Annotated in this window: 22 protein-coding genes; 10 read left to right on the top strand and 12 right to left on the bottom strand. The window is 30.2% G+C overall.

Features of this window, described 5'->3' with window-relative positions:
• Positions 1–104: 104 nt before the first annotated feature.
• The 4 genes from HXZ74_RS05635 (at position 105) to HXZ74_RS05650 (ending at position 3,999) form a co-directional block, all read left to right on the top strand.
• The gene (locus HXZ74_RS05635; protein ID WP_114999768.1) at positions 105–1,124 is read left to right on the top strand and encodes an isoaspartyl peptidase/L-asparaginase family protein; all 1,020 of its coding nucleotides are present in this window, start codon (positions 105–107) and stop codon (positions 1,122–1,124) included.
• Positions 1,125–1,161: 37 nt separating this feature from the next.
• The gene (locus HXZ74_RS05640) at positions 1,162–1,944 is read left to right on the top strand and encodes a hypothetical protein (RefSeq protein ID WP_114999766.1); all 783 of its coding nucleotides are present in this window, start codon (positions 1,162–1,164) and stop codon (positions 1,942–1,944) included.
• An 84-nt stretch (positions 1,945–2,028) separates the two neighbouring features.
• Complete coding sequence (locus HXZ74_RS05645) at positions 2,029–2,604, top strand: hypothetical protein (protein WP_114999765.1); 576 nt, start codon at positions 2,029–2,031, stop codon at positions 2,602–2,604.
• Positions 2,605–2,733: 129 nt separating this feature from the next.
• The gene (locus tag HXZ74_RS05650) at positions 2,734–3,999 is read left to right on the top strand and encodes an acetyl-CoA hydrolase/transferase family protein (protein ID WP_286474252.1); all 1,266 of its coding nucleotides are present in this window, start codon (positions 2,734–2,736) and stop codon (positions 3,997–3,999) included.
• 70 nt (positions 4,000–4,069) lie between these two features.
• On the opposite strand, the gene HXZ74_RS05655 is transcribed toward HXZ74_RS05650, so the two are convergent.
• The 6 genes from HXZ74_RS05655 to HXZ74_RS05680 form a co-directional block, all read right to left on the bottom strand.
• On the bottom strand, positions 4,070–4,687 hold the full coding sequence (locus tag HXZ74_RS05655; RefSeq protein ID WP_114999761.1) for an N-acetylmuramoyl-L-alanine amidase family protein: 618 nt from the start codon (positions 4,685–4,687) through the stop codon (positions 4,070–4,072).
• An 80-nt stretch (positions 4,688–4,767) separates the two neighbouring features.
• Positions 4,768–6,096 carry a DUF58 domain-containing protein gene (locus tag HXZ74_RS05660; protein WP_280061706.1) on the bottom strand — a complete coding sequence of 443 codons (1,329 nt, stop codon included), beginning with the start codon at positions 6,094–6,096 and terminating at the stop codon, positions 4,768–4,770.
• The gene (locus HXZ74_RS05665) at positions 6,096–7,082 is read right to left on the bottom strand and encodes an AAA family ATPase (protein ID WP_114999758.1); all 987 of its coding nucleotides are present in this window, start codon (positions 7,080–7,082) and stop codon (positions 6,096–6,098) included. The genes HXZ74_RS05660 and HXZ74_RS05665 overlap by 1 nt, the downstream gene beginning before the upstream one ends.
• Complete coding sequence (locus HXZ74_RS05670) at positions 7,082–8,326, bottom strand: DUF4350 family protein (protein ID WP_286474255.1); 1,245 nt, start codon at positions 8,324–8,326, stop codon at positions 7,082–7,084. The genes HXZ74_RS05665 and HXZ74_RS05670 overlap by 1 nt, the downstream gene beginning before the upstream one ends.
• Positions 8,323–8,985, bottom strand: coding sequence for a hypothetical protein (locus tag HXZ74_RS05675; RefSeq protein WP_286474258.1), 663 nt, complete (start codon positions 8,983–8,985; stop codon positions 8,323–8,325). Before HXZ74_RS05675 ends, HXZ74_RS05670 begins: the two co-directional genes overlap by 4 nt.
• Positions 8,972–9,967, bottom strand: coding sequence for a stage II sporulation protein M (locus HXZ74_RS05680; RefSeq protein WP_286474261.1), 996 nt, complete (start codon positions 9,965–9,967; stop codon positions 8,972–8,974). Before HXZ74_RS05680 ends, HXZ74_RS05675 begins: the two co-directional genes overlap by 14 nt.
• Before the next feature lie 29 nt (positions 9,968–9,996).
• On the opposite strand from HXZ74_RS05680, the gene HXZ74_RS05685 reads away from it, so the two are divergent.
• Together HXZ74_RS05685 and HXZ74_RS05690 are read left to right on the top strand one after the other, a co-directional pair.
• Positions 9,997–10,719, top strand: a complete 723-nt coding sequence (locus tag HXZ74_RS05685) for an RDD family protein (protein WP_114999751.1) — start codon at positions 9,997–9,999, stop codon at positions 10,717–10,719.
• 20 nt (positions 10,720–10,739) lie between these two features.
• Entirely contained in the window at positions 10,740–11,120 is a 381-nt protein-coding gene (locus HXZ74_RS05690; RefSeq protein WP_114999750.1) for a YchJ family protein, read from the top strand.
• A 20-nt stretch (positions 11,121–11,140) separates the two neighbouring features.
• Here HXZ74_RS05690 and HXZ74_RS05695 read toward each other — a convergent pair whose 3' ends face one another.
• From HXZ74_RS05695 to HXZ74_RS05720, 6 genes are all read right to left on the bottom strand, one after another.
• Positions 11,141–11,977: a tetratricopeptide repeat protein gene (locus HXZ74_RS05695; RefSeq protein WP_125349091.1), complete on the bottom strand. Its 837-nt coding sequence runs from the start codon at positions 11,975–11,977 to the stop codon at positions 11,141–11,143.
• Positions 11,952–12,434, bottom strand: a complete 483-nt coding sequence (locus tag HXZ74_RS05700) for a hypothetical protein (RefSeq protein ID WP_286474263.1) — start codon at positions 12,432–12,434, stop codon at positions 11,952–11,954. The genes HXZ74_RS05695 and HXZ74_RS05700 overlap by 26 nt, the downstream gene beginning before the upstream one ends.
• A 63-nt stretch (positions 12,435–12,497) precedes the next feature.
• Positions 12,498–13,211, bottom strand: a complete 714-nt coding sequence (locus HXZ74_RS05705; RefSeq protein ID WP_286474266.1) for a nucleotidyltransferase family protein — start codon at positions 13,209–13,211, stop codon at positions 12,498–12,500.
• Position 13,212: 1 nt separating this feature from the next.
• On the bottom strand, positions 13,213–13,635 hold the full coding sequence (locus tag HXZ74_RS05710) for a RapZ C-terminal domain-containing protein (RefSeq protein WP_125349094.1): 423 nt from the start codon (positions 13,633–13,635) through the stop codon (positions 13,213–13,215).
• The gene (locus HXZ74_RS05715; RefSeq protein ID WP_286474269.1) at positions 13,628–14,665 is read right to left on the bottom strand and encodes an aminoglycoside phosphotransferase family protein; all 1,038 of its coding nucleotides are present in this window, start codon (positions 14,663–14,665) and stop codon (positions 13,628–13,630) included. The genes HXZ74_RS05710 and HXZ74_RS05715 overlap by 8 nt, the downstream gene beginning before the upstream one ends.
• Positions 14,652–15,512, bottom strand: coding sequence for a hypothetical protein (locus HXZ74_RS05720; protein WP_114999740.1), 861 nt, complete (start codon positions 15,510–15,512; stop codon positions 14,652–14,654). Before HXZ74_RS05720 ends, HXZ74_RS05715 begins: the two co-directional genes overlap by 14 nt.
• A gap of 121 nt (positions 15,513–15,633) precedes the next feature.
• Here HXZ74_RS05720 and HXZ74_RS05725 point away from each other — a divergent pair, with 121 nt between their 5' ends.
• The 4 genes from HXZ74_RS05725 to bshB1 all read left to right on the top strand — a co-directional run bounded on the left by HXZ74_RS05725 (position 15,634) and on the right by bshB1 (position 18,234).
• Positions 15,634–16,098, top strand: coding sequence for a hypothetical protein (locus HXZ74_RS05725; protein ID WP_152606167.1), 465 nt, complete (start codon positions 15,634–15,636; stop codon positions 16,096–16,098).
• 76 nt (positions 16,099–16,174) lie between these two features.
• Complete coding sequence (locus HXZ74_RS05730) at positions 16,175–16,810, top strand: NAD(P)H-dependent oxidoreductase (RefSeq protein ID WP_286474272.1); 636 nt, start codon at positions 16,175–16,177, stop codon at positions 16,808–16,810.
• Between the two features lie 125 nt (positions 16,811–16,935).
• On the top strand, positions 16,936–17,529 hold the full coding sequence (locus HXZ74_RS05735; RefSeq protein ID WP_181816287.1) for a glutathione peroxidase: 594 nt from the start codon (positions 16,936–16,938) through the stop codon (positions 17,527–17,529).
• A 3-nt stretch (positions 17,530–17,532) separates the two neighbouring features.
• A complete protein-coding gene (gene bshB1 / locus HXZ74_RS05740; protein WP_114999735.1) occupies positions 17,533–18,234 on the top strand; it encodes a bacillithiol biosynthesis deacetylase BshB1 in 702 nt (233 codons plus the stop codon).
• Positions 18,235–18,351 lie beyond the last annotated feature (117 nt).

Here is an 18,351-nt window from a genome sequence, read left to right on the forward strand (position 1 = left end):
TTTGTTTAATAACAGTTGTTGATATTTCGTTATCAAATTCAATGCTAAAAATAGTTAATTTCTATAAACTTTTCTATTTTTAGGCGTTGAATAAAATTTTACACATGAAAAAAATAGTTGGTTTAATCTTATCCGTTTTGACGATGACGACATATGCACAAACGAAACAAGACAAAGTTGTTTTGGTAATTCATGGTGGTGCTGGTACAATTTTGAAAAAAAATATGACACCCGAAAAGGAAAAAGCGTACCGAGATGCTTTAGCTGAATCTTTGACAAAAGGCTATGAAGTCATCAAACAAGGTGGCGAAAGTGAAAATGCGGTGATAGAGGCTATAAAAGTAATGGAAAATTCGCCTTTGTTTAATGCTGGAAAAGGAGCAGTTTTTACACATGAAGGTAAAAATGAATTAGACGCTTCGTTGATGATCGGAAATACAATGCAAGCTGGAGCTGTGGCTGGAGTTACCACGATTAAAAACCCTATTTTAGCAGCAAAAGCTGTTTTACAAAATTCTGCTCATGTGATGATGGTTGGAAAAGGAGCAGAAGAATTTGCTCAAACTCAAGGTTTAGAAATTGTTGATCCAAGTTATTTCAAAACAGAGGAACGTTGGAATTCTCTTCAAAAAGTTTTAGAAAAAGACAAAGAAAAAATGGAATTAGACCACGATGCTAAAACACAAGCGTATGTTCCATTCAATTTTGTTGACGAAAAATTTGGTACAGTTGGCGCAGTTGCTTTGGATAATAAAGGTCATATCTCGGCAGGAACTTCGACGGGCGGAATGACAAACAAACGTTTTGGGCGTGTTGGTGATTCGCCAATTATCGGAGCTGGAACCTATGCAAATAGCGAAGTTGGTGTTTCGAGTACAGGTTGGGGTGAATATTTTATAAAAGCTGTTGCGGCATATGATGTTGCGGCTTTGATGAATTACAAAAAACTTTCTTCGAAAAAAGCTGGTGAAGAGGTTATCAAAAAAATTGGTGATTTAGGTGGCGATGGCGGAATGATTATTTTAGATAAAAATGGTCAAGCAAGTTTTCCTTTTAACACTGCCGGAATGTATCGCGGAAGTATTACGCAATCAGGTAAGATAACTATCGAAATTTATCAATAAATTTGGAACACATTATTAAAATAAAGATATACAATACATGATAAAACAAATTTTACTTACAGCCACTGTTGTTCTTGCAAATTTTGCAACAGCGCAAGTAACCTCTATGATTAATGATAAAAATGTAGATGCTTCGACAAAAGTATATGGAATGGCTCCTTTAAGCGATGAAACAAAGGCTTATGAGAAGTTTAATTTTATGTTAGAAAATGCTGCGGCTATACAATTAGGAAAACCAATTTTGGAGTACGGATATCAATCGTCTACTTTTCAAGCACAAGATAATGGAGTGATGATTTATATGGTAAAAGATAAGAAAATTGTCGATCAATGGTTGGTGAATCCTGCGTTGTACAATGTTTTTCACGATGGAATTCCATATTCTTATGATGCCGATAAATTAGCTGTTCTTGCTGATAAATATCCGTTGATTTATAAAGAAGAAAAACGTCAATATAAAACCGAAAAAGAATATCAAAAACAGCGTCCTGCTTTGTTTGCTGATCCTTATAATTTGATTATTACAGAGCCAGATTTTACATACGAAGGATATTTTGATGTGCAATTTCCACAAAACGAACAATTCAAAAGTTCTGAAGCTGCGATTGCTTATTTAAAACCAATTGTGGAGAAATTGACAAAAAAGAAATTTGATATTAATTATACAATTACTGAAAAAAATATTTTAGATCGTACACAATTTACAATAACAGTTGCGGGAGAAGAAAATATCTACAAAAAAATAAAATTAGATAATCTGCAAAAAGGAGATTGGCAATCATTAAGTTATGAAGCTTCGATTTTCCGAAAAGCAAATTAATAGTAAGAAAAGGTTTTTGAAATAATCAAGAACCTTTTTTTTATCCACAAAGATTCGTAATTTGAGTCTTTAACCCAAAGAAATATGAATTCTAACTTCTATAAAATATTACAACATTCAAAAGAAAATCAATCAATTATTGCCGTTTACAATGATCCCGAAGGAGACAATTTTTGGGCTGGATATATTTTAGATTTTAATGACGAATTTTTTACGATGCAACACATTTCGAAATATGGTAAAAAAGATGGAATTTTAATCGAACCTTATTTCAAAATTAGTCGAATAGATGTTGATGATTACTGCAAATGTCTCAATTATTTGAAAGAACATCACACCGATTTGGATCAAGAAAATCCAATTACATTTAATGCAACAGCAGAAGAAAATTGGGTTCGTCAAATTTTAGGCGAAATAAATGATCAAACCGAATATGTCACACGTATTCAATTAAATAACAATAGTCGTTTTGCAGGTTTTATTCGAAATTTAACTGAAGATGATTTCGAGTTGAAATGTATTGGTTCGGAAGGAACAGACGAAGGTTCTTTATATTTTCAGATTGATGATGTTTCGTCGATTCGTGTCAATGATTTAGAAGCTCGCAGAAGATTATTTTTTTATAATTATCGCCGTTCTATCGACTTTTTTGATGAATAATTTTTATCAAGAAAAACGCAAACTACAATTCCAATTATTAGGAATAAAATTTGATTAGATTTTGATGAAAAATATCGTTTTTTATAAAGCATCAAAGCCTTTATTTTGCACGATTATTAAAATCTACTTATGAAATATACTTCTGCAACAGAAGCTGTAAAAGAAATCAAATCTGGCGATCGTGTTTACGTTCATGCAGCTGCGGCTACGCCTACATTTTTGGTGTCAGAATTATCGAAGAGAGCGCATGAATTGAGAGATGTAGAATTTTGTCATATTCATACAAGTGGAAATGCAGAATATGCAAATCCTGCTTATAAAGACTCATTTTTTGTCAATTCTTTTTTCTTGGGAGCTAATGTTCGTCACACGATAAAAGAAGGAAATGGTTCGTATTTACCGATTTTCTTTAGCGAAATGGGAAAAGTGATTCGAACTGAATTGAATGTTGATGTTGTTTTAATTCAGATTTCTGAGCCAGATTCTCATGGTTATTGTTCTTTAGGGACTTCTGTGGAGAATATTAGAGCGGCAATTGAGACTTCTCGTGTGGTTATTGCGCAAGTGAACAAATATATGCCACGCACATTTGGTGACGGAATTTTACATATTTCGACTATCACGCATTTAGTAGAACATCATCAACCGTTAGATATCTTGGATAATGGAAATATTACGGAGGAAGAAGCTAAAATTGGGAATTATATTGCTGAATTAATTGAAGATAAAAGTTGTTTACAATTAGGGATTGGTTCTATTCCAAATGCTGTTTTGAATAATTTGAAGAATCATAAAGGTTTAGGAATTCATACTGAATTATTTTCAGATGGAATTGTTCCATTGGTTAAATCTGGCGTGATTACAGGCGAACACAAAAAATTATTGAAAGGTAAAATTGTTTCAACTTTAGCGCATGGTTCTCAATTGTTATATGATTTCATTGATGATAATCCTGGCGTAGAAATGCGCGATGCTTCTTTTACAAATGATCCTGTGAAGATTAGTCAGAACAATAGAATGGTTTCGATTAATTCGGCTATTGAGGTAGATGTTACGGGGCAAGTAAGTGCAGATTCAATTGGTTCGCGAATATTTTCTGGTGTTGGAGGGCAAGTTGATTTTATATACGGATCATCTTTAAGTAAAGGTGGAAAATCGATCATTGCATTAACGTCAACAACAGCAAAAGGTGCAAATAAAATAGTACCTTTCCTAAAACAAGGTGCGGGAATTGTGACGACAAGAGCGCATGTAAATTATATTGTAACGGAATATGGTGTAGCAAATTTATTCGGAAAAAATATTAGACAACGTGTAAAAGCAATGGCTGAAATTGCGCATCCAGATTTTAGAGAACAAATCGAAAAAGAATATTTTGAAGCGATTTCTTCTTAAAAATATGATATTGATAATTTAATGAAAATACAAAAGCCTTCTAATTTAGAAGGCTTTCTTTATTGCATTATTAATTCTTCAATGCTTCAAAAATTTTATCTGCTATTTTGGGGTAATTACTTTCGTTTGTTAAGATTTTTCGGTCATCGTCATTTGTCAAATAACCGATTTCAATCATAATAATTGGAACTTGTGAATCTCGTAATATTTTAGAATTTGTTTCAACAATTCCTAAGTTTTCAAAACCTAAAGAACTTATACTTTTTCCAATTTTTTCGCCAAGTATTTTACATTCTTCGAAAGTAGGATTCAATGGAGAAAGGTGAATTTCTGTTCCTTTTTTCGAATCTTTTACATTATAATTTGCGTGGATTGATAAAACCAAATCAGGTTTTATTTCATTAATCATTTTCGCACGACTTGTATTGATGATTTGTTCGTCACCTTTTCTCAATAATACAAAGTCAACATCTGTAAAAGGATTTTTTTGTTGAATAATTTCTGCAATTTTCAGCGCAATATCTTTTTCCTGAAATTCATCTTTTTTTACACCAGTATCTGTTCCTCCGTGTCCAGCGTCCAAAAGGATTACGCGCTTTGTAGAAGATGTTTTATTTTTGATAAAATTTGTTTGCGCAAAAAGACCTGTTGTTAATATTAAACAAAAGATCTGAAATAGTTTTTTCATGGGTTGTTCAGATTAAATTGACCAACTTTAAGCAATAATTGTGCTTTTTTTTCTAAATAATTGGTTAAATAAATCTTTTTTTAAAATAAACCTCGCGCTTTTATCTCTAAATATTTATTGATTAAGTTAATAGACAATTCTTGTGGTTCGCAATAAATGGTTAAAATCCCAAATTGATGCAAACGATTTATGATTAATTCTTTGTCGTAATTAAACTTTTCGGCAATTGTTTGATCATAAATGTCAGTTGTAGTCTTTGCTTTCTGATAATTTAATTTCTTCAATTCTGAATTTTTAAAAAGAATCAAAACGACAACATGCGATTTTTTAATCAATTTCAGATAAGGTAATTGACGTTCCAAACCATCAATCGTTTCAAAATTGGTATAAATAAATAAAAGCGATCGTTGCGTTAATTTTCGTTTGATATAGGCATACAATTGCCCAAAATCACTTTCCAAAAAATCAGTTTGTACATTGTATAATTTCTCCAAAATCAATTGCATTTGATGATTTTTTCTGTCAGCAACAACGTGATCTTGAATTCTTTTATTAAATGTAATTAAACCTGCTTTTTCATTTTTTTGAAGTGAAATATTTGCGACAACTAAACTCGAATTGATCGAGTAATCCAACAATTTTAAACCATCGAAAGGCATTCGCATCGTTCTTCCCAAATCAATTAACGAATAAACAGGCTGCGATTTTTCTTCCTGAAATTGATTGACCATCAATCGATTTGCTTTCGCTGTTGCTTTCCAATTGATTAAACGATATTCGTCACCAATCGTATAATTTTTTATATTTTCAAATTCTGTATTTGTTCCAATTTTTCGAATCCTTTTCATTCCAAATTGATTCTGTAACTGAGCGGTAGAATACAATTGAAATTGTTTTAATTGCAAATAAGAAGGATAGCACGCAATTGAAATAGGTTCGTTTATTTTGATTTTTTTCTCAATCAATCCAAAAACAGAAATAAATACATTTGTTAATCCAAATTTATACGAACCGCGCTCTGTTGGTCGAATTTTGAAATCAAATTTAGTATTTTGACCACTTTTAAATCGTTTTCTAAACTGAAAATCTCTTAATTGTAATTGAACAGGAAATTCTTCTATAATCCTTACATTCAGCGGAAATTGATAATGATTTGTTACGAAAAGTTCCAATTCATTTTCATCACCATTTGATAATCGTTCTGGATAATTTCGAATAACTTCAATGGAAGTTTTAGGAATATAAATCAAAAATATTTCGACAATAACACTAACGATAAATACAAGTGTCAAAATCTTTGCAATAATGTAAATAGAAGGTAGAAAAAATGCGATCACATAACAAAATGCAATCAATAATCCCGCATAAAAAAAGCGATTGGTAAGAAATAAGCTTCTGAAAAATTTCATTAACGAGGAATTTCTACGCGATCAATAATTTGCTGAATAATATGTTGTGTTGTAAAACCTTCCATCTCTTTTTCTGGAACCATCACAACGCGGTGTCCCAAAATTGTATGCGCAATTTGTTTGATATCTTCTGGAATCACAAAATCGCGTCTATTCACGGCTGCATTAGATTTTGCTGCATCTAAAATCGCGATAGAAGCACGTGGCGATGCGCCCATATATAAGGTTTGATCGATTCTGGTTTGATGAACAATTGTCGCAATATATGTAATTAGAGCTTCATGCACGAAAACCGATTTTATGCGATCTTGGAACTCAATAATTTCATTTCCTGAAATTACTTTTTCTACCAACGATTCTTTGTCGATATTTTTGCGTTCTTGTTGTTCTTTCAATAATTCAATTTCACTTTCTAACGAAGGATATTTAACATAAATCTTGAACATAAAACGATCTAATTGCGCTTCTGGTAAGCGATACGTACCTTCTTGCTCAATTGGATTTTGAGTTGCAAAAACCAAAAAAGGTGCTTGTAAAGGATAAGTTGTTCCATCAACTGTCACTTGTCTTTCTGACATCGATTCGAATAAAGCCGCTTGAGTTTTTGCAGGCGAACGGTTAATCTCATCAATCAAAATAATATTCGAAAAAATTGGTCCTTTTTTGAACTCAAATTCATTGATTTTAGAATTTAAAATAGACGTTCCAATCACGTCAGAAGGCATTAAATCTGGCGTAAACTGAATTCTACTAAAACCAGAATCTATCGTTTTTGCCAACAATTTTGCCATCATTGTTTTGGCAACTCCAGGTAAACCTTCAATTAGAGAATGACCGTTAGAAAGCAAAGCTAAAATCAATTGATCAATAATATCATCCTGTCCGACAATTACCTTTTTCAATTCATTTTTTACAGCTTGCATTTTATGTTGTACATCCGAAAAATCGACTCTATTTTCGAATGGTTGATATGTATTTTCGCTCATTAGATATTTGCTTTTTGTTTATAGTTTTCGATGATTTGATACACAATCTTTAGATCGTGTTCATTTGGTTGATTTTTTTGATAAATATTTTTAAGAATCGTGAATTTTTCAAGACATTCTTCTTGGCTCAAATTTGCTTTTTGTGCAACAATTTCAATGAATTGTTTATTCGTAATATCGTCTGTTTCGATTAAAAATGTTTTTCTCAATTTGTATAAAAAATAATCGATTTTCTTTGAAACAATGTCTTTTACTTCGCCATTTTCTTGGTATAAAGAAGAAATTGTTTTGGCAAATTCGACGGTATGATTTTCTTCTTTGGTATAAATTGGAATGATGCGTTGTTCGCGTTTACTTCTAAAAAGTAAAAAGAAGAAAAGTAAAACCAATAGTGTTATCCAAGCAGCTTTTAGAGCTGGTTCACCCATTATGAAACGCATCATTGACGAACTTCCTGCATAAGTTTTCGAGGTATTGTACCAAAAAATAGTTTTCCCTTTTAATGGTTCTAAAACTGATTTAGCATAGAAATAACTGTCTTCATTTAATAAATAATAATTCGTAAAATAAAGCGGTTCTGCATGATACAAATAATAACCTTTGTAATCTTTTGGTTTGATTTTTAAATAATTTGGATAAGCTTTATCTTTATAAGTAAGTGTTCCAAGAATTTCAGAATCACTTGTGATGTCGCTAAAATAATGATGTTCAACTTCTTTTTTCTTCTTTATTTTAAAAGATTTATTTGTTCGAAGTTCGAAATTATCATTAATATTTATTGTCTGATTATACAACATATTTTCCTCAACTACTGTAGAGTCAGCTGTTATTGTATCCGTAGAATACGTTTCTTCGTAAATATCTTCTTTTCCATTTGAATCATCACCAAAATTGTCATGATAATCTGCAACCATCACAACTCCACCGTTTTTGACAATTTTGCTTAATAGATTTTTAGAAACTGTATCAAAATAAATCTCAGAACCAAGCACAACAACTGCATAATCTTTTGCTTTTTTAGGATCAATTTTTAATTCAGAAAGTTTTTCCAAATCTTTCATTTTTCCATTGGACAAATTTCCAAGTTCTTCGTGCATAATAAATAATCCGTACGGATCTTTACTATTTTGATAAAGGCTTACATCCCATGATTTAGGAAGTTTATAACGAAGTTTTGAGAAAGAAAATACAAAAATTCCGACCAATAAAACCGCGCCTAATAGAATACCTAATTTCTTTTTCATGAGGCTAAATATTGATTAAAATGATTGAAATTTGTCTTGAATTCGTGGTATTTATTTGCATCAATTTTAAATTCTCCAAACCAAACTTGATTAAAAATTTTAGTATTTTGATTGAATAAAATTTTTGATTTTTCGTCTTTTATTTGATTGATAAATTGCTGATTTGTTTTCTTCGGATCCCATTCAATCCAACCTTTTTTATCTAAATTTTGTAGATTTTGATAATGCAAATAACGAATTGCTAAAGCAAAATTCTGTTCTGTTTCAGCTTTATTGATTAATGAATTCAAATTAACTTCAGCTAAATTTTCTTCGATAAAATCAAAATCAGATTCATCATATAATTTTTTCGAATTTCGTTTGAGAATTCCTCCATTTTTATAAATACGTGTGGCAAGAAAAATTAAGAATAATCCAATCACAAAATAGAAAATGATTTCCCAAGGTAAATAAGAAAGAAATCTAAAAATACCTTCGATTAATTTTGAGAAAAAGCCTGGTTCGAATTCTTTTTTAGGTTTTGGAACATCTTCGTAATTAAATTCTTTTCCAGCATATTTTTCTTTGAATGCTTTAAATTCTACTGTTTTTTCTTGCGCAAAAACAACGAATTGAATCAATAATAATGTAAATGTAAAAAATAGTCTAAATTGTTTCATTCGATTCTAAAGTTTGATTGAACGAAAAAGTTTTTTGTCTATTTTTTTGAATCGGATAAATGATATAATACCAAACAATTAAGATTAATGAAAGGATTATAACCGATAAACTCAATACAATATTTACATCATATAAACGCGTAATAAAACCTTCGATAAATCCAGCTATAATAAACATTGGAACAGTGCTTAATAAAATCATTACTGCTTCTTTTGCTTTGATTATGAGTGATTTTTTTCGCGATAAAGTTTTCGGGAACATAAAGCCATTTCCTAACATCAAACCGCAAGCTCCTGCAATAATAATCACCGAAATTTCGATTGTTCCATGCATCCAAATTGCTGACATCGCCTTTCCCAAAACACCTTCTTTGAAAAAAATATAATGAAATGCACCTAACATAATCCCGTTCGAAAATAAAATATATCCTGATCCAATACTGAAAAATAAGCCCAATGTAAAAGCCAAAAACGCAACTCGAATATTATTGATTGTAATCGCTAATGTACTTCCTGTCTGGCTTCCTGATTTGTAAATTGCCGCAGGATCACCTTTTTTGATATTCATTAACGTTTCGTCTACATATTGATTTCCTAAAATTAATCGTGTGAAATCTGGATCGAAATGCGATGATAAAACGCCAATTAAAACCGCTAAAGCAAAAATTAGGAATGAATACAACAACATTTTGTGATTTTTGTAGACTACATTTGGCACATCTTCTTTGAAAAACTGTACAAATTGATTTCCAGAAGTTCGTTGATCTTTGTAAATTGACTGATGCGCAAATAAAGCCAACTCGTTCAAATAATCTTTTGTCTTACTTTTTGGGTAATAAGTTTGAGCAAACGCCAAATCATTTGTAATTTCGATGTAGTTTTTTGCTAAAATATCTAGATGAACATCAATTTTATTTTTCAAATTATGTTCAATATCAGACCATTTCGCCTTATTTTTATCAATAAAATGCGCTTCTCTCATAGTAGAGTAGTTGTTAGTGAACCAAATATATGAATAAACTTTTAGTCAATACACCACAAAACGTGCAAATTGCTTATAATATTGCGCCACTCGGAAAACGTTTACTTGCTTATATTATTGATATGATTATCCGGATCGTATTAGTTTACGGCATGTCTTATTTTTCGGAGTTTATTCCGAATAGAGACGAATGGTTTCGAATGGGAATTTATAGTATAATAGGTTTTATATTTTTACTTTATCCATTGATTTTAGAGATTTTGATGAAAGGGCAAACTGTTGGAAAATGGATCATGAAGATTCGTGTAATAAGAATGGATGGAAACCGTGCCAATAATTTCGATTATTTCTTACGTTGGGTGATTGGAATTGTAGAATTATTTTTATTTACTGGACTTATCGCGTTGATTACAATGATTATTAATAAAAATGGTCAACGTTTAGGCGATATTGTGGCAAATACATGTTTGATTGATTTGAATCCGAAATTAGATTTATCACAAACCATTTTTGCTGAAGTTTCTGAAACTTATAAAATTCGTTTTCCTGAAGTTTATCGCTTGTCTGATCGTGATATTAATATTGTAAAAGAGAATTTTACGTCTGCATTGCACAATAATAATTATGATATTTTATTAAAATTAACGCGAAAACTAGAGGAAATAATGGAGGTGAAAAGTGATGGTTTAGGAAATATTGATTTTATTCAAGTGGTGATTCAAGATCATTATCATTACCACAAAGACAAGTAAATAGTATCTTTGCAAAAAATATGAATAAAATGAATTGTCCTTGTTGTTCTGGAAAAGAATATGAAAATTGTTGCGAACTTTTTCATTTGAATAAAGAATTGCCAAAAACTACCGAAGAGTTGATGCGTTCTCGTTATGCTGCTTTTGCAATGGTTTTGCCTGAATATTTAGTTGATACAACACATTCTTCTACACAAAAAGATAATGATTTTAGCGATATCGAAGATTGGGCAAAATCGAATAAATGGTTGAAGTTAGAAATTGTTTTTGCAAAAGCTAATAAAGTTCGATTTAGAGCTTATTACCAAGACAAACAAGGTGAGATCTACGAACATGACGAACTTTCTACATTTGTGCAAGAGAATGGCAAATGGTTTTATGTAGATGGAGAGTTTTATTGATTTTTTTTGAGTAATTACATTTACAATTCCTTCAATTTATCCTGAATTTCTGTATCATAAATTTCTAAAAATACTTCATCATAAGCATCTTGATTTTTATAATTATTTCTGATTAAATCTAAACTTTTATTATAATTTACTTTAGCTGAATCTTTTTGATTGATAAGTCTATATGTTTCGGCTTTATAATAATAGGCTTCCGCAATATTTTTATCCAAACCGATTGTTTTGTTGTAAAAATCTAAAGCTTTTGGATAATTTTTTCGATCCGCTTCAATTTTTCCACGATAAGTGTACATTCTTGGATAAATATTATCGGGATTTTTTTCGGACGCAATAAATTTATCATAATAAACAATCGCGGAATCATAATTTCCTAAACCTTGATAACAAATTCCCATTTGAAAATAAATATTCTCGCCCCAAGGATATTCCACAACGTTTGACAATTTATCTAATCGATGAAAATCTTTTAAGGCATTTTCGTAATCTTTTAGTTTTGTATATTTAATCCAACCTGTATAACCTAAATGATCTGTAGCGTTTAAAGAATTTGCCTTATTTAAGCGACGCATTCCTTCTTCAAAATCTCCTCTTTTATTGTATGCAACTGATGATTCCCACCAAAATTTAGAATTCTTAGGTTCTGATTTTAATAAACGATCAAACATAAATTCAGAATAAAAAGAGCCTTGTGTGTCACCAGCAAATACAAACAATTTATTGTTAGAAGAAAATAAGAATTTGTTAATGTAAAAAACACTTACACAAAAGATTGGAATAGAAATAAATAATTTCAATGTTCCCCAAATAATTCGCCACGTTTTTGACTTAAAAAATGTCTTCAACTTTTCCATTCTTTAACTTTATTTGTATTTGATAATATGAATCTTCATTTTTCCCGTTCCAATCATTTAATTGCTGAATAATCGCAACAATTTTCTTTTGCAAATCATCAGAAATTTCAACCTTTTTATAATTTTGGTCAACTGCTTTAATTCTGAAATAGCCAATTTCATTTTTACAATTAATCACAAAACGTACATTTATATTTCCAGAAAAATTAGGGAAGTTTAATTGATGAATTGGTTCAGAAATTACTTTACGAATTCCATAACGTTCAGTTTTATAGCCGAAACCATCATTATAATATTCATAAATAGTAGAAGAACAAGGCTCAAATGAAGTTCCTTGATCGATGATTTCTTTTTTATCAATTTTCCCAACTTTAGTTTTGAAAGAAAAGTAAATTATTGAAGTGAGAATTATCACTACAACAATAGTTAAATAGACAAAATAATTGATGTATTTCATTCGTTCTAAGATATATAAACTTTTTGCATAAAAAAACTCAATTCGATGAATTGAGTTTTTGATTTATTTAAAATAGTTTTCAGCTTCTAATACACTTTCTGGTCGACCAACATCTATTAAAATTCCGCCAGAATGGTCAAAACCAATGATAGATTCAGTTTGCATTAAATCCATATAGACTTTCATGATCGAAAATTTACCTTTCTCCGTAATTTTATCAAAAAGAGAAGGAGAAATAACATGAATTCCGCTAAAAGCCAAATCTTTGCAATTGTCTAAAGAATCTATAGCTTTTATTTCTTCTTCGGTTTTCAGATTTCGCCAACCTTTCAATTCATTTTGCTTATTAAAAAATAGTTTGCGAGACGAATTTCTATCCGAAACTGCCAACGTTACCAATGCTTTATTTTCTTGATGTGCTTTGATAAAATCAGCAAGGTTTAGATCTGTTAAAATGTCTACATTCATCACCAAAAAATCTTCCTCAAAATTAGCTTTTGCTTTCACTAAACCACCACCAGTTTCAAGAACCTGATCCGTTTCATCTGAAATAGTAATCTCAATTCCGAAATAATTATTTTCTTCTAAAAATTCAATGATTTGATCTGCAAAATGATGCACATTAATCACGATTTCTTCAATTCCAAAAGATTTCAAATATTCGATATTTCGCTGCAAAAGAGGTTTTTCATTTACAACGGCTAAAGCTTTGGGATGGTTATCAGTAAATGGTTTTAAACGAGTCCCAAGACCCGCTGCAAAAATCATTGCTTTCATATTAATACGCCTCGTTTATCCAATTTTTTTCTTCTTGCACAACATGATGTAATGTAACTTGCGCTTCTGGAAATTTCTCTTGAATATGTTTTGCAGTCGCATCAGCAGAATAAACCGAACGATGTTGCCCGCCTGTACAACCAAAATTAATCTCTAAATTTTCAAAATCGCGTTGCAAATAATCTTCGATTGTGATGTCGATTACTTGAAAAACACCTTCTAAGAAAACTGCAATTTTAGTTTCTGTTTCCAAGTATTTTTTCACGTCTTCGTCGCGCCCTGTTTGCGTTTTATATTCCTTGATACGCCCTGGATTTAAGATTCCGCGACAATCAAAAACAAAACCTCCACCATTTCCAGTAGGATCGGTTGGAATTCCTTTTTTGTATGAAAAACTACGAACGTTGATATTTAATTTAGCCATTTATTTTATGATTTATGCGTTCTAACGTTTCTGGTAGAACAAGGATTTTTATAATATGTTTTAATTCTGGATAATTTTGTAATATAGGATAATCGATTATAGATTCTAAGTTTTTAAGCCCAAACGAAATACTTTCTAAAAAGTGTTTTTTTCGTTCAATAATTCCTCTCAACCCATAGGTTCCTAAAACTTGTAAAAGTCGAGCAACTACACAATATTCGTACGATTGTCGAAAATCTATCGGAACTAAAGTCGGAATTTGTTTGGTTAATTCTTGGTAATAAAATTCATACAATTCTTTCTTAAATTCAAACGGTAAATTGGCTTTTGCTTGCCAAATTAACGAAACCAAATCATAGACAACAGGTCCATACAAACCGCCTTGATAATCGATAAAATAAGGTTCGTTTTGATGAATCATGATGTTGCGCGTTTGGAAATCTCTGAACACAAAACCTTGTGGCGAAAGTTTATCAAATTGAGACGCAAAACGATCAAAATCTTTGATTAATTTTCCTGCATTGTAATCAATTCCTAAGACATCTAAAAAATAAAAGTTAAACTGAAATAAATCTCTTAAAATTAATGTTTTATCTAATTTAGGATATGAAAAAGTATGATTAAAATCGATTTTAGTTGCACCTTGAATTTGAGCAATTGCTAATTTTTCTAAAGTCTTAAAATAATAAGGTTTTGCTTTTTCGAAATCATTCAAGACAATATTCATCAAAGTTTCGTCGCCTAAATCTGTTTGAACATAGGTTATGAAATCTTCTGAAACTGAAACAATTTCTGGAATATTATTGATGACTTTTTTTAAATCTAATGAAAACTGAATAAACACTTTATTTTCTTCAATATTAGAGCTTTCAGCCAAAATATACGATTGATTTTGATCAAAAAATCTCGAATAAACTCGAGCCGAACCTCCTCCTGAAAGTTGAGTTAAACTTTCAATTGCTTTTTGAGTAAAGTTTTCTTGCAGAAATTGAGCTGTAGTATCGTTCATCAGAATATTAATTATATCCATATTTAAAAGACATTAAATAAGATCTTTCAACAGCTGTATTATCAATTAATTTAGCAGGAACACTATTACTTTCAATATCTTTTCGAATTTTATTGAATTGTTCAATTAAATATTTTTCAAAAACCTTATTTCCTTCTTGAACATTTTCGATTTTAATTACTTTACCTTTTTCATCCAATGTAAAATAAACATGGGCATAAGCTTTATCTATATTATTTTTTTTAGCTAAAGGAGCAAAATCAGCATTAAAAGTATTTTCTATTTTTTTATAGACATATGAATAAAACTTCTTTGTTTCATCCTCATTCTTATAATTGTTAAGATCTAAATATTTATAATGTATATTTTTATATCCAAAATAAACATCATTATTTAGAGTTTTTATTCCAATTGTTAGAGGTATTTTGCTTTGAATATCTTTATTATCAAAATCTATTGCAGGAATAACATTTTCATAATTTTTTAAAACATGATTTTTGAAACCTACCAAATAAACATCTGTTTTACTTTTAAATGAATTAATTAAATTTTGATTAAAGCCACTATATTCTTTAAATTGTAAATCCAGATTTCCATTTTCATTATAAATCATTTCAAATCTAGCTTCAAAATATGTATTTCTATTAGATTTTATTGAGTCATAATTTATTGAATTTTTATTACTAAAATAAGCGTCAAAATCATTAGTAAAAACTGTATCTAAACATTTAATATTTTCATTTTTATTTGAAATATTTTTACAAGATTCTACTTTTATAATATTCTTAGGTGATTTAAAATATTTGTATAAATCTTGAGCATTTGATATTTGGCTTATAATGAGAAAAATAAAAAAGAAGTGTTTCATTATATAGTATATAAAAAATTAATTTTTGCGAAAGTTACGCATATCAAAAATGATTTAAAAATATTTGTTTGCTGTAACTTTTTTCAAAATGCTGCATCTATTTAGTAAAACAGAAACTAATATGAAAAAAATAGCACTTATTATCGCAATGATTTCGTTACAATCATGTATTACAGTAAAAGTTAATGCAGATGTTGACTCGAATAATTTTTATAGAAAAGTGGATAATCCAAATATCAAATCGCAAGGAACTTTTTTTGACAAAGGAGTTGGAGATTCGAAATGGTCGAATTCGAATGGTGATAATTGGACAAAAGCGAAATTTGAAGATGCTTCTGGAACGAGTTATATTAAGTTAAATATATCGAAAAGCTTAACTGCTAATTTTCATTCGAATATCAAATTAGAAGGCGAAATGATGTTTGAAATTGTCGATCAAAATAATGAAGTTGTGTTTAATCGTCAACTTACAAATTCGAAAGAAGAAAATTTTACAGTTGATTTAGCAAAAGGTGATTATCAAGTTCGTTGGAATTCTACGAATGCAACTGGAAGTTATTTTTTGGAATGGAAACAAGATAAATAACATAAATTTTAGCATATTTTTTGGTCGGTCGATTACTTTTTTGATGTATTTTTAGAAAGATTTTAAATAAGTAATTATGTCTTTAATAGATGATTTGAAATGGCGTTACGCCACAAAAAAATATGATCCGTCTTTGATTGTTGAAGAAGAAGACGTTAAAAAAATTGTTGAAGCCGCTCGTTTAGCGCCAACTTCATCAGGTTTGCAACAGTTCAGAATTTTGGTTATTAAAAACAAAGAATTGCAACAAAAAATTGTTCCAATTGCCTATGATCAGCAAGCGATTGTAGATTGTTCGCATTTATTGGTTTTTGTAGCTTGGGATCGTTACACAGAAGATCGTATTGATGCAATTTACGATTATACAACGGATGAGAGAGATTTGCCAAGAGGTCGTTTTGGTTCATATACAGATAAATTGAAAGGAATTTATTTGCCTCAAACTTCTGAAGAAAATTTTGCACATACTGCTCGTCAAGCCTACATTGGATTAGGTTTTGCGCTTGCTCAAGCTGCAGAATTGAAAATTTATAGTACGCCAATGGAAGGTTTTGATAATGCTGAATTAGATGATTTGCTTGATTTGAAAGAAAAAGGAATGCGAAGTGTTTTGATGCTTCCTTTGGGATACCGAGATAGTGAAGATTGGTTAGCGCCAATGAAAAAAGTTAGAAATCCGATGAAGGATTTTGCAACGAAATTATATGAATAACAAAAAAGCTTTCTCAGATCTGAGAAAGCTTTTTTGTTCAACAATATTTTGAGCTTTTTTATTTTAACCTACTTTAACTTACAAATCGTAACATTTTTTTTTAAATTTGTTTAAAATAGTACGCAATGAAATATTTATTCATCGGATTTTTAGGGCTATTTATAGCTTGTAATGCGCAAGAAACTAAGAAAGTTTCTAAAAAGCAAACCATTCATCAAACAACAAAAACACCTCAAAAAGTGAACAAAATTTACGATTATACATTCAAGGATATCAATGATGACGATTTTAATTTCGCTGATTTGAAAGGAAAGAAAATCTTAATCCTTAACACAGCTTCAAAATGTGGTTACACACCTCAATATGATGCTTTAGAAAAATTGTATCAAGAATATAAAGATCAAGGATTAGTAATTGTTGGATTTCCTTCAGACAATTTTGGAGGTCAAGAATTTGACAACAACGAAGAAATTGCAAGTTTTTGTAAATTAAATTATGGCGTAACTTTTCCTTTGATGTCAAAAAGTGATGTAATCGGAAAAAATCAAAATGAAATTTTCAAATTCTTAACAAAAAAATCATTGAACGGAAAATCTGACAATGATGTAAAATGGAATTTTACAAAATTTTTGATTAACGAAGACGGAACTTTAGAGGCTTCATATCCATCAAAAGTAACTCCAGATTCAAAAGAAATAATAGATTGGTTAAATAAATAGTAAATGAAGTTAGATATTCTTGCAATTGGAGCGCATCCTGATGACGTAGAATTGGGATGTGGAGGAACACTTGCAAAAGAAATTAAAAACGGTAAAACGGTTGGTATTCTCGATTTAACAAAGGGAGAATTGGGAACTCGTGGTACCGATGAAACGCGCCGTGTAGAAGCAAATGATGCCAAAAATATTTTGGGCGTTGCTGTAAGAGAAAATCTTGGAATTCCTGATGGTTTTTTCTTGAATGATAAAGAAAATCAATTGAAAATTGTCGAAATTATTCGCAAATATCAACCTGATATTATTTTGAGTAATGCACCTCACGATCGCCATCCAGATCATGGAAAAGGTTCGGATTTAGTGAATACTGCTATTTTCTTATCAGGTTTACCAAAAATTGAAAATGGATTACCAGCTTGGCGTCCCAAAAAACACTTCCACTACATTCAATGGTTACCTTTAGAACCTCATTTTGTGGTTGATATTTCTGGTTTTGTTGATACAAAAGTAGAAGCTTGCATGGCTTATAAAACGCAATTTTTTGATCCAAATTCGAGCGAACCTCAAACGCCAATTTCATCGAAAAACTTTACTGATTCTATCCGATATCGTGCGTATGATTTAGGAAGATTAATCGGAACTGAAGGTGGAGAAGGATTTATTTCGCGAAGTTACATTGGCGTAAATAATTTAGATTCTTTAATTTAGAAATAAAGGTGTAAAAAACCTTTATTTTTTTGTCAAAATTATTTGCAAGTACCGATTAATAGGCTATATTTGCAGTCCAATTGAGAGATTAAATAAAAGTTAATTTCGCAATAAAAA

It is taken from the genome of Empedobacter sp. R750, from assembly GCF_030324345.1.
Lineage (GTDB): Bacteria > Bacteroidota > Bacteroidia > Flavobacteriales > Weeksellaceae > Empedobacter > Empedobacter falsenii_C.

Bases quoted from the DNA above. Each gene is read 5' to 3' on its own strand.
- HXZ74_RS05700 (WP_286474263.1), bottom strand. From the start codon at position 12,434: ATGAAATACATCAATTATTTTGTCTATTTAACTATTGTTGTAGTGATA.
- HXZ74_RS05695 (WP_125349091.1), bottom strand. From the start codon at position 11,977: ATGGAAAAGTTGAAGACATTTTTTAAGTCAAAAACGTGGCGAATTATT.
- HXZ74_RS05715 (WP_286474269.1), bottom strand. From the start codon at position 14,665: ATGGATATAATTAATATTCTGATGAACGATACTACAGCTCAATTTCTG.
- HXZ74_RS05650 (WP_286474252.1), top strand. From the start codon at position 2,734: ATGAAATATACTTCTGCAACAGAAGCTGTAAAAGAAATCAAATCTGGC.
- HXZ74_RS05710 (WP_125349094.1), bottom strand. From the start codon at position 13,635: ATGGCTAAATTAAATATCAACGTTCGTAGTTTTTCATACAAAAAAGGA.
- HXZ74_RS05645 (WP_114999765.1), top strand. From the start codon at position 2,029: ATGAATTCTAACTTCTATAAAATATTACAACATTCAAAAGAAAATCAA.
- HXZ74_RS05635 (WP_114999768.1), top strand. From the start codon at position 105: ATGAAAAAAATAGTTGGTTTAATCTTATCCGTTTTGACGATGACGACA.
- HXZ74_RS05680 (WP_286474261.1), bottom strand. From the start codon at position 9,967: ATGAGAGAAGCGCATTTTATTGATAAAAATAAGGCGAAATGGTCTGAT.
- HXZ74_RS05665 (WP_114999758.1), bottom strand. From the start codon at position 7,082: ATGAGCGAAAATACATATCAACCATTCGAAAATAGAGTCGATTTTTCG.
- HXZ74_RS05685 (WP_114999751.1), top strand. From the start codon at position 9,997: ATGAATAAACTTTTAGTCAATACACCACAAAACGTGCAAATTGCTTAT.
- bshB1 (WP_114999735.1), top strand. From the start codon at position 17,533: ATGAAGTTAGATATTCTTGCAATTGGAGCGCATCCTGATGACGTAGAA.
- HXZ74_RS05720 (WP_114999740.1), bottom strand. From the start codon at position 15,512: ATGAAACACTTCTTTTTTATTTTTCTCATTATAAGCCAAATATCAAAT.
- HXZ74_RS05690 (WP_114999750.1), top strand. From the start codon at position 10,740: ATGAATAAAATGAATTGTCCTTGTTGTTCTGGAAAAGAATATGAAAAT.
- HXZ74_RS05675 (WP_286474258.1), bottom strand. From the start codon at position 8,985: ATGAAACAATTTAGACTATTTTTTACATTTACATTATTATTGATTCAA.
- HXZ74_RS05670 (WP_286474255.1), bottom strand. From the start codon at position 8,326: ATGAAAAAGAAATTAGGTATTCTATTAGGCGCGGTTTTATTGGTCGGA.
- HXZ74_RS05655 (WP_114999761.1), bottom strand. From the start codon at position 4,687: ATGAAAAAACTATTTCAGATCTTTTGTTTAATATTAACAACAGGTCTT.
- HXZ74_RS05725 (WP_152606167.1), top strand. From the start codon at position 15,634: ATGAAAAAAATAGCACTTATTATCGCAATGATTTCGTTACAATCATGT.
- HXZ74_RS05735 (WP_181816287.1), top strand. From the start codon at position 16,936: ATGAAATATTTATTCATCGGATTTTTAGGGCTATTTATAGCTTGTAAT.
- HXZ74_RS05660 (WP_280061706.1), bottom strand. From the start codon at position 6,096: ATGAAATTTTTCAGAAGCTTATTTCTTACCAATCGCTTTTTTTATGCG.
- HXZ74_RS05705 (WP_286474266.1), bottom strand. From the start codon at position 13,211: ATGAAAGCAATGATTTTTGCAGCGGGTCTTGGGACTCGTTTAAAACCA.
- HXZ74_RS05640 (WP_114999766.1), top strand. From the start codon at position 1,162: ATGATAAAACAAATTTTACTTACAGCCACTGTTGTTCTTGCAAATTTT.
- HXZ74_RS05730 (WP_286474272.1), top strand. From the start codon at position 16,175: ATGTCTTTAATAGATGATTTGAAATGGCGTTACGCCACAAAAAAATAT.